Source organism: Pseudoalteromonas ruthenica (assembly GCF_008808095.1).
In the GTDB taxonomy this organism is placed as follows: domain Bacteria; phylum Pseudomonadota; class Gammaproteobacteria; order Enterobacterales; family Alteromonadaceae; genus Pseudoalteromonas; species Pseudoalteromonas ruthenica.
In genome coordinates this window covers 3,166,144-3,179,169 of record NZ_CP023396.1, presented here as the reverse complement: position 1 = coordinate 3,179,169, position 13,026 = coordinate 3,166,144, and the positions used below count along the sequence as shown (strand labels likewise).

The following is a 13,026-nucleotide window of genomic DNA, read 5'->3' as shown; positions in this document are numbered from 1 at the left end:
TTACTGCATGACCCGAGCTAAAAACGCGCTCATATCTTGCTTTAGCTGCGCATAAAACGGGTTATAGGTCAGGCGCTTGAGCGGCCGCTGCTGCGAGAGGTTAGCGGCGCTGCGCTCACCGACGATCACCTCACCCACCTTGCATTGGCGGTAGCGGGCATCATCCTCTAAATAGCTGCCGCAGTTACGATATAGCCCTTGCCGACCATAGTACGGGTGCTGTGGCGCGTTGACCACACCAATATGAGAGATATCAATAACGTCCTCACAAGGAGGCTGTCCACGCTGACATGAATAACTGCGAATATCGAACGCGGCCCCTAACAATGCTTTGGCAGCTTGTTGTTGACCATAAAACACCAACATATCGTGACGAGTTTGCGGACGTTTTTGTGGGTCATGCCATACCTTGAGCATATTTAAGGTCGCGCGTGCATCAATGGTGGTATCGACCTCGCTTTGAACAACAAATAACGGAATATTGGGCAGCTCGGCTTCAGTCAGCGCATCTTGACTAATACGCGACATGGCTTGATGGGCTAGGGCTGCGGCAGCGAAAGGAAAGCTTTCATATTTGGCGAAATCTATGTCGGCGTCTTTATCGATCCAGTTTACGAATGGAACCCGATCAATCCACTTTGCTAGCCAGCCATTTTTATTATGTGGTTCACTGGCGGGAGACCAAAGCATAAGGGCGCGGATATTGGCTCTGTGAGGGTCGGCTATAAGCTCGGCCATGGCTAACGCCGCACCGGTTGAGTAGCCGCCAATCACCACCTGATCGAACTCGTTAGCGGCACGGTTTATGGCATAGCGAGCAAGTTGCTGCCACTGCGAAAACTCGACGTCCTGAAGCTGAGCAGCGGCACTACCATGGCCCGGTAACAGCACCGTCCGCACGGTGAAACCTTGGCGATAGAAATAGGCCGCGAGGCTATGATAGCTAAAAGGGGAGTCGGTGAGGCCGTGAAACAGCAACGCGACTTTGTCATTATTATGCTGACGCAGCTCAAACGGACTGAGTAAATGATGCACCTGAGTATTGGCAGGAAGCTGTTGTTGCTGCAGTAGTTGCACTGTGGTTGTGTTTACGGGGCAAGGAGTGTGGGCGCGGGGGTTGTGTGTCTTTAGCCACTGGTTGGCACGGCGTAAATAGGTAGCAAAGCTGGGGTTGTCGCTGATATCAACCGCAGCTTGGCCATCACCAATGGCGTAGCGGTAGCGGCCTTGTTCTTTCGCCGCCATTATGGTGTCGACATCGCTGACCATATCGAGGCAAGTTTCGCTGCTGTGGCCTACACCACTGATCAACATCAGCATAAAAATAACGATACGCATGGGAGCACTCCATCAATCCAAGTTAGCAGCATACCAAAGCACTGCACTGACAGCTAGCGGATAGCGAGCAACCTTGTATATACAACTACAGCGGCAGCTGCCAGCGAGAAAAGCGTTGTTTTAAAACCACGGTGGAGTCAATGGCGGCAATCTCCGCAAGGCCTCCGAGAGTATGTTTGACGAAGTGTTCGTAGTCACCGAGATCTTTGGCAATAATTTTTAGCAAATAATCATACTCACCGGTGATCACCGCACATTCCTGTACCGCTAAAAAGCCATCCACTTGGCTTTCGAAGTTATCGGCAGCCTGAGCGGAGTTTTGCTGCAATTTAATAAGCGCATAGACGGTAACATGAAACCCCAGTTGTTGGGCATTTAAACGGGCATGGTAACCACGAATATAGCCGGCTTGCTGCAGCTTAGTGATGCGGCGAATACAAGGAGTATCTGAAAGATTAACGCGCTGAGCTAACTCGCTGACACTCATCCGGCCATTGTCTTGCAGCAGCGCAAGCAACTGCAGGTCCTTGGCATCTATTTTGATTTTTGAGTGGTTATCGCTATTTATCATTTATTAAATGGTGATTTTTATTGTTTTTATACGTTTATATTAGTGGAGGTTAATAAAAAGCACCACCGGCTTTATGCTATTTTTACCTTATGTAAGGCATTATTTTAGTAGCTCCTATGACACCGCACGCACAGCAATTTGATGACTGGATCCGCAGTCGCTTTGTCGAAATTAATAATCAATTAGAACAGCGCTACCAAGTACAGGCCGATCGTGCCAATGTCCATGGTGTCGGCGATGCACTGAAGCAGCAACTCACAGACGAAGGAGACGCGTTAATAGCTAATTTAGTTGATGAGGGCAATACCGATGAGGGCTTCGATAGTGCCTTTGATTTGCTCGGCAATGTTGGCTTATATATGGCGGCGTGTCGGCGTCATGAAATCACCGAGCCGTCACGAGAAACGCATTCTCCGCTGCAACAAGCGTCGACGCTGGCTATGCACATTGGCGCGTCCATAGGCGTTACCCCTCGTTTTGCAACGGCGCATTTAACCACCCATAATCGCGCTATCAATGGCCAATATAAACGTTTTACTGATCTGCCCGATGAACGCTTGTTTGTTGACTATAACACTAAGGGCATAGTGGCCTTCAAGCGGGCCGCCGATGCGTTGTTGCGTATCCAGCCTTTGGGCATTTCTCACCCTGTGGTTCCTGATTTATTGTTAGTGGCCGAACAAGCGCTAAAAGATGTACTGGAGAGTAACCGCTATTTATTTCAGCACCTTGATGCACAGCAGTTCTTTTATGCCGTGCGCCCCTATTACAAGCCTTATCGGGTTGGCAAAGAGGTCTATCGGGGCGCCAATGCCGGTGATTTTGCTGGTATTAACGTGATCGATATGTTGTTGGGGTTATGCTGCGCCAATGAACCGGCTTATTCACAAATGCTGGTAGAGAAGTTTTTATACATGATGCCAGAAGATCAGCGCGTATTGCGCAATTGCATGCGTTTGCCGTCGATTATGGATGAGTTTTTAGCGGTGGCACCGCAGCAGCATAGCAGTTCCTGGTTTCAGCAAAACCTCAGAGCATTTTTGAGGGTGTGTAAACTGCACGGGCAAACGGCAATTCAGCATCATAACCAACTGGTTGATAAGTATATTCGTATTCCTAATGAAAATCTTGGTAGCCAGCATCAAACTAAGGTAACGGCCAGTGGACCGCCCTTACCTGTGCTGTTAGCCGAACTCGCTAATCTGCGCGATAAGCGTGCCGCGCGTGAGCGCGATGATATTCACACCCGTTATCACGATATCGCCACATTAACGGCGTTGGTGGACAACTAATGAAAGATACCTTTGCCTTGCCTCAAGGGCCCTACTTACTCAGTCACTCGGTGGGTCGGCCTTTAACAACCGCACAGCACGCCTTCAATGAGGCGTTCTTTGCGCCTTGGCAACAGGGCCAACAAGAGCCCTGGTCACAATGGTTGCAGGCTATTGAGCAGTTTACTCAAGCACTCGCGAGGTTGTTTAATAGCTCTGCTGGGCAATTTTGCCCGCAGGTTAATTTATCCAGTGCATTGACCAAGCTGCTGATGGCCCACCCACGGCTAACGGGAGGTGGATGCAAAGTGCTGCTCAGTGAGCAAGACTTCCCGAGCATGGGCTTTGTGTTGCAAAAAGCCTTACCTGAGGATTGTCAGCTGCGATTTATACCGGCTCACGAAGATGTCAGTGATGCTCAGGTATGGCAGCATTACTTAGACACTGAGGTTGATTTGGTGTTTGTTAGTCAGGTGTATTCCAACTCCGGGCAGCAAGCCCCAGTTGCTCATATCTGTGAGTACGCGAAAAAGCGGGGAGTGTTGTCGCTAATCGATGTAGCTCAGGGAGCGGGGGTGATCCCTTTGGATTTAACCGCAGTGGCACCCGACTTTATGATCGGCTCGAGCGTAAAATGGCTCTGTGGTGGACCAGGAGCCGCTTATTTATGGGTTAGTGAGCAGCAATTAGCGCACTGTCAGCCCAAAGACGTGGGCTGGTTTTCCCACAGCAATCCTTTTGAATTTGATATTCATCATTTTGACTACCACCCCAGTGCCTTACGTTTTTGGGGCGGCACCCCCAATATTGCACCTTATGTTTTGGCCGCGCACAGTATTAGCTGGTTCAATGAGTACGGCATCGATAAGGTGCGTAACCATAACCTGGCCATGCAACAATTGCTGTGGTCGCACCTGCAGCAGTGGATTGTCTCGCCGAAGGAGCCCGAGAAGCGCAGTGGTACCCTGATTGTCCATGGCGGACGTCACCAACGGGCCCTGCTAGCGGAACTAAACAAAGCCTGTATCAGCGTCGATGAACGCCGCTTGGGTATTCGTATTTCACCGCATATCTATAATGATGAGCAAGATATTGCGGCGTTACTCAGCGTTGCTAATCGAGTACTGGGCGACTAAGCACGCTTTGACGGGTGGTATGCGCGTAGGCATCGCCACCTAGCTTACCTATAGTGGGCAAACGTTCCGGTGCGATGCGACCATCGACCAATAGAGCATCATCAATGTCGATGGTTTTAACGTCGAGCAACATCACTTGCCCGCTTCCCGGCTCTGAGCCAAGTTCAATCACCTCTCGCAGCGTGCACTCGTAACGTACTGGCGCAGCGGCAACGCCTGGCACGGATACACTGTGGCTAGTGTGTTTATCAATGCCCACGGCCGTGAATTCACTGATGTCACTCGGGTAGTTGGCGCAGCTTTGATTCATCGCCGTGAGCAAGTCTTCGGTGACGATATTAACGACACATTCTTTGGTTGCCAGCAAGTTTTTCAATGTGTCTTTCGGCTCTCCTGTGCGAGGTGTCACATGAGTAACTGATAACACCGGTGGTTGGCAGCTGGCCACGCTAAAAAATGAGTAAGGAGCGATATTATCGACTCCAGTGGCGCTGCGGGTGCTAACCCAAGCAATAGGACGAGGGGTGATGGCACCGACAAGGTGCTGATAAAGTTGTTGGCTAGACTCTGCGTCTTGGGTATGTAATAGCATAGTGAATATTCATCGCTGTTGATAATGGGGCGCTATGGTGGCAAACGTGGTGAAAAAGTAAAGGCCAGGTTCTGATAACGGTGGTTGGGATAAGCGCGCTTACATCCTGTACTCGTCCCTAAGGGGGCTCACCAAGTTCGCCTACTGGAAATTTAGTGATAGCGAACCCGCGCGTAAGATGACCGGGTTTTGATAGCGGTTGTTGGGATAAGCGCTCGCACGCCCTGTACTCGTCCCTACGGGGGCTCACCAAGTCCGCCTACTGGAAATTTAATTATAAAAAGTCGCGAGTAAGGTGGTCGGGTTTTGATAGCGGTTGTCGGGGTAAGCGCTCGCACGTCCTGTACTCGCCCCTACGGGCGCCTTCGCGGCTCAAAATGTTCCGGACATTTTGTCGAACGGAGGGGGCTCACCAAGTCCGCCTTCTCGAAATTTAGTTATAAAAAACCCGCAGCTAGTGCGGGTTCTTTTATAACTAATGGCGGAGAAGGGTCGAAGAAATCGAAGTATTGCTTCGCAGTTCTGAGACGCCGAAGGCTGGACGCTTGCGACTGGACGCCGAAAAGCAAAAAACCGCAACAATGTGCGGTTTTTTAACTTAACTAATGGCTTCGACTCGGGATGAGCACTCGTGTATCCATACACTCGCCCCTACGGGCGCCTTCGCGGCTCAAAATGTTCCGGACATTTTGTCGAACGGAGGGGGCTCACCAAGTCCGCCTACTCGAAATTTAGTTATAAAAAAACCGCCGTAAAGGCGGTTCTCTTATAACTAATGGCGGAGAAGGAGGGATTCGAACCCTCGATAGGGCTACAAACCCTATACTCCCTTAGCAGGGGAGCGCCTTCAGCCACTCGGCCACCTCTCCGGCGCGAATCAGTTTGTAAAATGTGGCGGAGAGATAGGGATTCGAACCCTAGATGGGCTATTAACCCATGCCGGTTTTCAAGACCGGTGCATTCAACCGCTCTGCCATCTCTCCATGGGCTAGGATAATACTGAGGCAAAACGCAGGTGTAAATAGAAAAACGGTCGTTTGCTTGATTTTTGTGCTAATTCAGTGAAATAGAGGGTATTTTAGACTGCGATGGGGGAAGGTTGAGGGTGTAAAGCTGGTTGGTGCCTTACACCCAAAGTAACATTAATCTAACTTATTACTTGTAACGAACGACGCCACTAAGAGCGAGTTCCTTACCGAAGCGGTTTAACTTTGCCAGCATTTTTGCTTTACGCTTACTGGGCTTAACTGCGACTTGGCTTGCTGCCGTTTGGTTTAATGTGTTTACTGGGTTCATCTTGGTTGCTCCGCGCTATGTCTGTGTCTGAAAACATGGCTATTGTGAGGCCGAAGTGGTTAAAAATAAAACGATAAATTTTGGCCCTTTCGCATAAGTTATATTTATGCATTTTGCTTTTGTTAAGTTTCGCTTTAGCGTGTTTTATGCATGATTATATTCATGTGTTTTTACCTTGATCCTTATTAAATTAGGGGTTTAAAGCTTGATAAGCTTTCTGTATTAAAATAGGCTGCATATTTATTCAGATAAAACATATTTGTTTTAAGGTGTCCATTTGCCGACTTGTTCATCTTGGTTGGTGGTCTATCACCCCAGTTACCAAAAAAAGTTGCTCGACCAACTCGAAAAATGTTTGCAGCAAGCGTCTATTGGTTACTCCTGCTTGGCTACGTCCGGAGATTTTGCGCGTGACTTAAAACGTTTGAAAGCGTGTAGCAATGGTTTAACAAGGGTTGTGGTGCTCGGTGGCGATGGCACCTTACACTTGGTTGTCAATGCGTTTGCCTACACCGCTGTTGAGGTGGCATTGATCCCCTGTGGCAGTGGCAACGACTTTGCTCGGCAGTGGCGTGTTAGCCAAGCGCATTGGTTAGCTACAGCGTTGCGGGCGCCGGCGCAGCGTATCGACTTGGGGCGAATTAACGATCGTTACTTTGTTAATGTGGCTGGAGTTGGTTATGACGCTGAGGTGGTGCGCGCAACGCAGAACAAAAAAGGCCGATTAGCCCGTTGGCGATATAGCTGGGAGGGGCTTAGGCACTTGTATACCTACTCTAACCCACAGGTCAGGGTAGAAATTGATGGCAAGGTGACTAACCAGCGCCAGCTGATGTGCAGCTTTGCCAATGGTCAGTTTTTTGGTGGTGGCATGAAGGTCGCGCCGGATGCTAATGTGACAAGCGGCGCTCTAAATTACCTCAGCGTTGCTCAAGGCGCGCCACTGCGCCAAGCCGTGGCGCTATTATTTAGTTACTTTGGCGCGCATACCCGACTTGCACAGATCACCACAGCGGTTATAAAGCGCTGTGAGGTGACAACTGTAGGGTTGGGTATTGAAGCCGATGGCGAATACCTTGGCACCACGCCCGCCGTGATTAGCTGCCAAGCGGACGCACTGCTTTTTGTGGTACCTCGGTAACACGGGGCTTACGAAAGCGAGCCGTTATTTTGTGCACTGGCGTGAGCACAATGGCATTGCCAAGCAGTACACAGGCAAAGCCATATACGGTGTTCGCTTGCCATACAAAGCCTTCAAATAGGGTGCTCAGTACCACCGCTACGAGCGGGAATAAGACGATCACATAGCTGGCTTTCTCAGGGCCAATATTTTTTAATAGCACGAAGTAGCAGGCAAAGGCGATGACCGTACCAAAGGTGCTTAAGTAAAGCAGCGATAGCCAGTAACTCATTGTGGTTGTTGCGAAGTCGACACTGGCGCCAGTGAATACAACATATAAGCTTAAACCTAGGGTTGCATACAACATGCCCCAAGCATTGCCTTGTAAAATTCCGACCTCGGCTTGTGAGTTACGCACACTGACCATATTCCCTAACGATGCCACTAAGGTGCCCGACAACGCCAGCAGCAAGCCAATTAATACGCCATTGTTTAAATCCAACGACGAAATTGCCGGCCAAAACAGTACGGCAATCCCTACCACGCCCAGTAGGGCGCCAAAATAAATGCGTTTGGCGATGGGACGAGAGAAAAACAGCTTGGTATTAATGATATTCATCAACAACAGCATACTGAACGCAATCGAGGCCAGTGCTGAGGTTAAATAGGCTTGCGCCCAATAGAGAATGAGGTAATTCGCGCCAAAATTACACAATGCTAATAGGGCAAAAAAGACATGATCGCGGCGATTAAAACGCATAGGGAGGCGTTTGATGAGCACATACCCCCACATCAATAGCGCTGCTATGGCAAAGCGCAGCAACAGTGATACCTCCACGGGCACGCTACCTAGTTGAAACTCAATCGCCAGCCAAGTTGAGCCCCAAATGAGTACAGTGACCACATAAAGCAGGATGTTGTTCATGATGAATTCTCGTGATCGTAAAAGGTGGTATTTTAAAGTGATTCTGTATACTGTACATACACAGAAAAGTGATTTTGATACCTATACAGATTATGTCGCGGACGATTAACAAGCAGCGCGCTGTTTATCTTTATCAGCAAGTTGTCGACTTGATTAAAGATATGCAGCAACACGGCACCTTAAATGCAGGGGAAAAACTTCCCTCGCTGCGGGCCATGGCGCAGAAACTCTCGGTTAGCATTCCCACGGTACAGCAAGCGTATCAGGAGTTAGAACGTCAAGGGGTGGTTAGCGCCCGGGAAAAGTCTGGGTTTTACTTAAATGCGGCGGTGCTCCCGTGCAGCCAGCCTAAACGTTCACGACTGGCGCGCTCGCCCGTGGCAGTTAACAAGCAGGCATTAATTGAACAGGTTTTCGATGGTTTACATCAGCCCGGTGTGATCCCGCTGGGGATCGCCAACCCGGTGGCGGTGAGTGCCACCGATAAAGTACTGAGCCGAACTATGCGCAAGGTAATGAACGCAGCCGGCGACCAAGCGATTAACTATGGCCCACTGGACGGCTTTGCACCGCTAAAAAAAGAGATCATCGGTCGATATTTAGATTTTGCCATCGGTGTGAATAGTGACGAGCTCGTTATTACCAATGGCGCGCAAGAAGCATTAAACATTGCGCTGCAATGCGTTACGCAAATGGGTGATATAGTCGCTATCGAATCGCCCTGTTACTTCGGCATCATTGAGATGATTGAAAGTTTGGGACTGAAAGCCATAGAGATCCCAATGTGCCCGGAAGAAGGTGTCTGTGCAGATGATTTGGCGCGTGCCTTCGCAGAGCACGACATCAAAGCCTGTATTTTCTCTACTACAATTAGCAACCCCTTGGGCTCGCACATGTCCGATGAGCGCCGCCAGCAACTGGTGCGCATGATTGAGGAGCGAGGGGCGGTGCTTATTGAGGATGATGTGTATGGTGAATTGGCGTATGAACATAGTCATGCTAAACCGGCGCAATACTTTTCTCGCAAAGGGCAAGTGATCACCTGCTCATCGCTTTCCAAAACAGCGGCGCCGAGTTATCGCGTCGGGTGGATGATTGCCGGTAAGTATGCAGCGCAAGCGCGGCGCTTAAAGCGGGCGATTAGCTGTTCATCATCGTTGATGAATCAGTGGACCCTGTATGAGTTTATGAGTAGTGGCGATTACGACAAAAACTTACGTACACTACGCCAGCGCCTAGCTTTGAACAAGGAGCGCATGCGGGCGCTGGTGTTACAGCATTTTCCGGAAAAAACGCGGATGACTAATCCCAAGGGCGGCTGTGTATTGTGGCTGCAGTTACCTAGCCAATACGATGTGATTGAACTTTTTCATTTGGCGTTGGACGCGGGGATCAGCATTACACCGGGCTCAATATTTAGCGCTACCGATAAATACCGTCAATGTGTGCGCCTGAGTTATGGTATTCCTTGGAGCGATAAAGTGGAAGTGGCAGTAGCGCGGTTGGGAGCGCTCTGCCAGCAAGTGCGAAAGGGGTGATTATTCCGACTATTTAGTAATTAAAAGCTGGAAGTCACTTAGTTCTGGGACCATGCTCACCAGTTGGGCCTCTTGCTCTGCCAACTCTGAAAATGAATGGCACAGGGCATCTGCGCGCTGCTCGATATTGGCAGCTTGAAGCTCAACACGCTGTTCAATTTGCTCACCCATTCTTTCCATGCGCTGCTCGAACTCGTCCATGTCGCCACCTGAGCTGACCATTTGCGAACCCAAGGCCATCAGCACGCTGCCTATTGATTGCACCATTGCCTGTTCAACGGCTTGTTCAAAGTTTTCATCGAATTGTTGCTCAATATCTTCACCTAGCTCATCAAAGCTTTGTTTGCCCATCACAAACTCGCCATTTTGATAAAAGCTATGCTCGATATTATTGCCAATATTATCCACGACCTGCTGCAACGCGTCATTATGCTCAATGCCAAACGCTGCACTCACTTCTTCAATGGCCACACCGGCTATTTTCACGCCATCAAGGGCAATCTGAGCAACTTCAGGGACGTAACTACGTAGTTGCTGAGAGTAATTATCCAGTGCTTGCTGCTGAGCTGCAGTCAGAGGCATAACTTCACCATCAACGAGCAGCTGCTGACCATCGTACACCATGTGTTGATTATCGACATTGGTGATTTGTATGCGTTCAGGGTTGATACGAATATCACTTTTAAACTCAATATCGCACTGTTGTGAACCAAATGAGAGGTTATCTGGCTTTTGCTCGTGTGCCAGTGCGCTTGTGGTTACCGTCATGGATGCAAAAAGAAGGGCTGCTGTCGTTTTCATTGTCTTTATTCCCGTTGATTGTTGTTACGAGAGATACATTACAAATTCGGTGCCAAAATTATTACTCTATAATAAACAATAGGTTATGTATTAATGACGAGCAGATTTTTGCTAGAGGTTTAAAAAAAAGCTAACTTTTAGTCGTTTTTAACAAGATGTTGGTGAAAGTCGCACATTGATGATCATCGTCAATAAAAGATATTTGTTGAAACGATAAAAAAATCTCACTTTCCAGTTTTGCCATTTGCAGCTATTTATTCATTTTAAGGGCGTAGGCTCTTGGTCGTGGTGGAGCTAAGCTTGAGCCGCGCACAATGATTGTAATTAACTGGAGTGTATTGTGGGTAAAACATATTCCTATGATGCGTTAGATGACGAATTTGTTGAAGATGAATACGAAGCGATGGGGCGTAACCAACATGACCGTCGTAAGCGCAAGGTCAAAAAGAAGCTCGATGATTATCTAGAGCAGCGTAAGCTGCGGAAAAATCTCGGCTACGATGATTTTGACGATTACCTCAACGAGTAAAGTTAGGAAGGGGCGAAAGCCCCTTTTTTGTTTTTCAGCGCAGCAGAAAATAAGCAGCCATCCCTACTAAGGTAGTGAGATAGATACTTTTACTGCGATAAGCAACAATAATGGCCAGTACGGCGGCCAGTAAATAAGGATTGCGATAACTAATATGCCACTGCCCCTCAGGAAGGAGGACAATGGGCACCCAAATAGCGGTCAGTACCGCCGGCGCACTGAAGCTTAAAAAGCGCTGCAATTTGGGCCCGACCCGAAAGGGTAAGGCGCGATGTAAAAACAGGTAACGGCTGGCAAAGGTGATACATGCCATAAGCACTATGGTCGTCAGTATCATTGGCTATCCTTACTGACCATGTAGCCCACCGTCATACCACTTAGGGCGCTAAGTACCAACCAGAGTTCCAGCCCCCAAGCTTTGAAAGTGGCGGCGCAAATCCCGGTGATCACCACGCAGGCTAAGGTTGCTTTGTTTTTTATGGTGGGCACAACCAAGGCAATAAAAGTAGTGGCGATGGCAAAGTCTAAGCCTAAATTGGTTAAATCGGGTAATAGTTGGCCTGCCAAGATGCCCAATAGAGTCCATATATTCCAGGCCACATAAAAGCTAAAGCCAGCGCTGAGCGCATAAATAAGGCGTGTTTTCGTTTGATATGCCTTGCGGTGGTGGGAAAAGGCGAATAACTCGTCGGTTAACACGAAGCTGACGGGCAAGCGCCAGCGCAGCGGTTGGCTAATCACCTTTTGGCGTACTGCCAGACCATAGAGAAAGTGGCGAGAGCTAATAATGAAGGTCGTAAACAGCAGTGTCAGCAGTGGCGTATGATCAGCGATAAGCTCGATGGCCACCAGTTGCGCCGAGCCGGCAAAGACCAACAACGACATCAATTGTGTTTCCCAGGCGCTGAAGCCGTTTTGCATCGCTAACGAGCCACACAATAGCCCCCAAGGTAAAACCGCTAAGTTTAACGGTAACATATCGAGCTGACCTTTGATAAAGGCCAGTCGATGTAAGCGGGTTCGGTTTTTAGCGTTTGTAACAGCAGACATAAGCAAAGTTTTTTACGATCAAGCACGCAGCATGACACAGAGTTTGGCATAATCGCAATATTGCCAAGTTAAGGAGTCAAAAATGAAAGTTTGGGATGGGTTTATACGCTTTTTTCATTGGAGTTTAGTGCTGTGTATTGCTGGCCTCTATTTCTCTGCGGAGGAGGGCGCGATGGAGTTGCACTTTGTGCTCGCCTACATTACCTTAGCATTGCTTGCGACTCGTTTATTGTGGGGGCTTTTTGGTAGCGAAAGTGCCCGTTTGCACAAGTTATTACACTCACCTAAAGCCGTGTTTAGGGCGCTAAGACAAAGCGAACAAGTGGCCGGGCATAATGCGGCGGGCAGCTATATGGTGTTGCTATTTTTTGCACTGTTATTGGTGCAACTGCTCAGCGGATTGATGACCACAGACGACATTCTTACCGATGGTCCTTTAGTCCAATATGTATCTTACGATTGGGTTGAGTGGGCCTCGTCCGTGCACCATCAAAACTTTGACTTTATCCTAGCCGCCATTGCTTTGCATATTGCTGCTATTGTGATTTATGCATTGAAAGGTAAAAGACTGGTACCAGCGATGATCACCGGTCGCAATAATGCATTGCAAGAAACAGCGGTAGTCAAGCCTGCTTGGCCTGCGTTCGTGGTTTTTGCAGCTATACTGGCTGCGCTGTTATGTACTTGGGGTTACGAGCCGCTCGTAAGTCTTATTTAAAACATACTTTGTTACATATTCATGAGGTCCATTGAAAGTCCATTGAGCGGGCATAGCCCGCTTTCCAACTCACTTATAATAATTTTACATTAATTTAATCTTGCCCCTCTTTTTGTTTTCATTATAGTTGCAATTGAACAA

General features: G+C 48.7%; 14 protein-coding genes and 2 tRNA genes. 6 read left to right on the top strand and 10 right to left on the bottom strand.

The features are described 5' to 3' along the window. A complete protein-coding gene (locus tag PRUTH_RS14980; protein WP_151173628.1) occupies positions 1-1,338 on the bottom strand; it encodes an alpha/beta hydrolase in 1,338 nt (445 codons plus the stop codon). An 85-nt stretch (positions 1,339-1,423) separates the two neighbouring features. Beyond that, positions 1,424-1,909: an Lrp/AsnC family transcriptional regulator gene (locus PRUTH_RS14975; RefSeq protein ID WP_045979413.1), complete on the bottom strand. Its 486-nt coding sequence runs from the start codon at positions 1,907-1,909 to the stop codon at positions 1,424-1,426. A gap of 116 nt (positions 1,910-2,025) precedes the next feature. On the opposite strand from PRUTH_RS14975, the gene PRUTH_RS14970 reads away from it, so the two are divergent. Both PRUTH_RS14970 and PRUTH_RS14965 read left to right on the top strand, forming a co-directional pair. Then, entirely contained in the window at positions 2,026-3,201 is a 1,176-nt protein-coding gene (locus PRUTH_RS14970) for a PrnB family protein (RefSeq protein WP_151173627.1), read from the top strand. Then, complete coding sequence (locus tag PRUTH_RS14965; RefSeq protein WP_151173626.1) at positions 3,201-4,316, top strand: aminotransferase class V-fold PLP-dependent enzyme; 1,116 nt, start codon at positions 3,201-3,203, stop codon at positions 4,314-4,316. The genes PRUTH_RS14970 and PRUTH_RS14965 overlap by 1 nt, the downstream gene beginning before the upstream one ends. On the opposite strand, the gene PRUTH_RS14960 is transcribed toward PRUTH_RS14965, so the two are convergent. The 4 genes from PRUTH_RS14960 to PRUTH_RS19160 all read right to left on the bottom strand — a co-directional run bounded on the left by PRUTH_RS14960 (position 4,294) and on the right by PRUTH_RS19160 (position 6,204). Beyond that, complete coding sequence (locus tag PRUTH_RS14960; protein ID WP_151173625.1) at positions 4,294-4,908, bottom strand: flavin reductase family protein; 615 nt, start codon at positions 4,906-4,908, stop codon at positions 4,294-4,296. The two genes, PRUTH_RS14965 and PRUTH_RS14960, sit on opposite strands and share 23 nt — an antisense overlap. Positions 4,909-5,684: 776 nt before the next feature. Further along, positions 5,685-5,777 (bottom strand) — tRNA-Ser (locus PRUTH_RS14955). Between the two features lie 23 nt (positions 5,778-5,800). Further along, a tRNA-Ser gene (locus tag PRUTH_RS14950) sits at positions 5,801-5,891 on the bottom strand. A 172-nt stretch (positions 5,892-6,063) separates the two neighbouring features. Further along, positions 6,064-6,204, bottom strand: a complete 141-nt coding sequence (locus PRUTH_RS19160; RefSeq protein WP_022944967.1) for a hypothetical protein — start codon at positions 6,202-6,204, stop codon at positions 6,064-6,066. A 277-nt stretch (positions 6,205-6,481) separates the two neighbouring features. On the opposite strand from PRUTH_RS19160, the gene PRUTH_RS14945 reads away from it, so the two are divergent. Continuing rightward, the gene (locus PRUTH_RS14945; RefSeq protein WP_151173624.1) at positions 6,482-7,345 is read left to right on the top strand and encodes a diacylglycerol/lipid kinase family protein; all 864 of its coding nucleotides are present in this window, start codon (positions 6,482-6,484) and stop codon (positions 7,343-7,345) included. On the opposite strand, the gene PRUTH_RS14940 is transcribed toward PRUTH_RS14945, so the two are convergent. Beyond that, positions 7,302-8,249, bottom strand: a complete 948-nt coding sequence (locus PRUTH_RS14940; protein ID WP_151173623.1) for a DMT family transporter — start codon at positions 8,247-8,249, stop codon at positions 7,302-7,304. The two genes, PRUTH_RS14945 and PRUTH_RS14940, sit on opposite strands and share 44 nt — an antisense overlap. Before the next feature lie 92 nt (positions 8,250-8,341). Here PRUTH_RS14940 and PRUTH_RS14935 point away from each other — a divergent pair, with 92 nt between their 5' ends. Next, positions 8,342-9,787, top strand: a complete 1,446-nt coding sequence (locus PRUTH_RS14935; protein WP_151173764.1) for an aminotransferase-like domain-containing protein — start codon at positions 8,342-8,344, stop codon at positions 9,785-9,787. A gap of 9 nt (positions 9,788-9,796) precedes the next feature. On the opposite strand, the gene PRUTH_RS14930 is transcribed toward PRUTH_RS14935, so the two are convergent. Then, a complete protein-coding gene (locus tag PRUTH_RS14930) occupies positions 9,797-10,588 on the bottom strand; it encodes a YggN family protein (protein WP_045979407.1) in 792 nt (263 codons plus the stop codon). Between the two features lie 340 nt (positions 10,589-10,928). Here PRUTH_RS14930 and PRUTH_RS14925 point away from each other — a divergent pair, with 340 nt between their 5' ends. Further along, the gene (locus PRUTH_RS14925; RefSeq protein ID WP_022944972.1) at positions 10,929-11,117 is read left to right on the top strand and encodes a PA3496 family putative envelope integrity protein; all 189 of its coding nucleotides are present in this window, start codon (positions 10,929-10,931) and stop codon (positions 11,115-11,117) included. Between the two features lie 34 nt (positions 11,118-11,151). Here PRUTH_RS14925 and PRUTH_RS14920 read toward each other — a convergent pair whose 3' ends face one another. Together PRUTH_RS14920 and PRUTH_RS14915 are read right to left on the bottom strand one after the other, a co-directional pair. Beyond that, positions 11,152-11,451 carry an AzlD domain-containing protein gene (locus PRUTH_RS14920; RefSeq protein ID WP_026111113.1) on the bottom strand — a complete coding sequence of 100 codons (300 nt, stop codon included), beginning with the start codon at positions 11,449-11,451 and terminating at the stop codon, positions 11,152-11,154. Then, on the bottom strand, positions 11,451-12,167 hold the full coding sequence (locus PRUTH_RS14915) for an AzlC family ABC transporter permease (protein ID WP_045979406.1): 717 nt from the start codon (positions 12,165-12,167) through the stop codon (positions 11,451-11,453). Before PRUTH_RS14915 ends, PRUTH_RS14920 begins: the two co-directional genes overlap by 1 nt. Positions 12,168-12,249: 82 nt before the next feature. On the opposite strand from PRUTH_RS14915, the gene PRUTH_RS14910 reads away from it, so the two are divergent. Beyond that, positions 12,250-12,885 carry a cytochrome b/b6 domain-containing protein gene (locus PRUTH_RS14910; protein ID WP_151173622.1) on the top strand — a complete coding sequence of 212 codons (636 nt, stop codon included), beginning with the start codon at positions 12,250-12,252 and terminating at the stop codon, positions 12,883-12,885. Positions 12,886-13,026: the final 141 nt, after the last annotated feature.

Excerpts from the sequence above, each read along its gene's own strand:
- PRUTH_RS14915 (WP_045979406.1), bottom strand. The coding sequence starts at position 12,167 with ATGTCTGCTGTTACAAACGCTAAAAACCGAACCCGCTTACATCGACTG.
- PRUTH_RS14965 (WP_151173626.1), top strand. The coding sequence starts at position 3,201 with ATGAAAGATACCTTTGCCTTGCCTCAAGGGCCCTACTTACTCAGTCAC.
- PRUTH_RS14940 (WP_151173623.1), bottom strand. The coding sequence starts at position 8,249 with ATGAACAACATCCTGCTTTATGTGGTCACTGTACTCATTTGGGGCTCA.
- PRUTH_RS14975 (WP_045979413.1), bottom strand. The coding sequence starts at position 1,909 with ATGATAAATAGCGATAACCACTCAAAAATCAAAATAGATGCCAAGGAC.
- PRUTH_RS14970 (WP_151173627.1), top strand. The coding sequence starts at position 2,026 with ATGACACCGCACGCACAGCAATTTGATGACTGGATCCGCAGTCGCTTT.
- PRUTH_RS14935 (WP_151173764.1), top strand. The coding sequence starts at position 8,342 with ATGTCGCGGACGATTAACAAGCAGCGCGCTGTTTATCTTTATCAGCAA.
- PRUTH_RS14930 (WP_045979407.1), bottom strand. The coding sequence starts at position 10,588 with ATGAAAACGACAGCAGCCCTTCTTTTTGCATCCATGACGGTAACCACA.
- PRUTH_RS14960 (WP_151173625.1), bottom strand. The coding sequence starts at position 4,908 with ATGCTATTACATACCCAAGACGCAGAGTCTAGCCAACAACTTTATCAG.
- PRUTH_RS19160 (WP_022944967.1), bottom strand. The coding sequence starts at position 6,204 with ATGAACCCAGTAAACACATTAAACCAAACGGCAGCAAGCCAAGTCGCA.
- PRUTH_RS14980 (WP_151173628.1), bottom strand. The coding sequence starts at position 1,338 with ATGCGTATCGTTATTTTTATGCTGATGTTGATCAGTGGTGTAGGCCAC.
- PRUTH_RS14910 (WP_151173622.1), top strand. The coding sequence starts at position 12,250 with ATGAAAGTTTGGGATGGGTTTATACGCTTTTTTCATTGGAGTTTAGTG.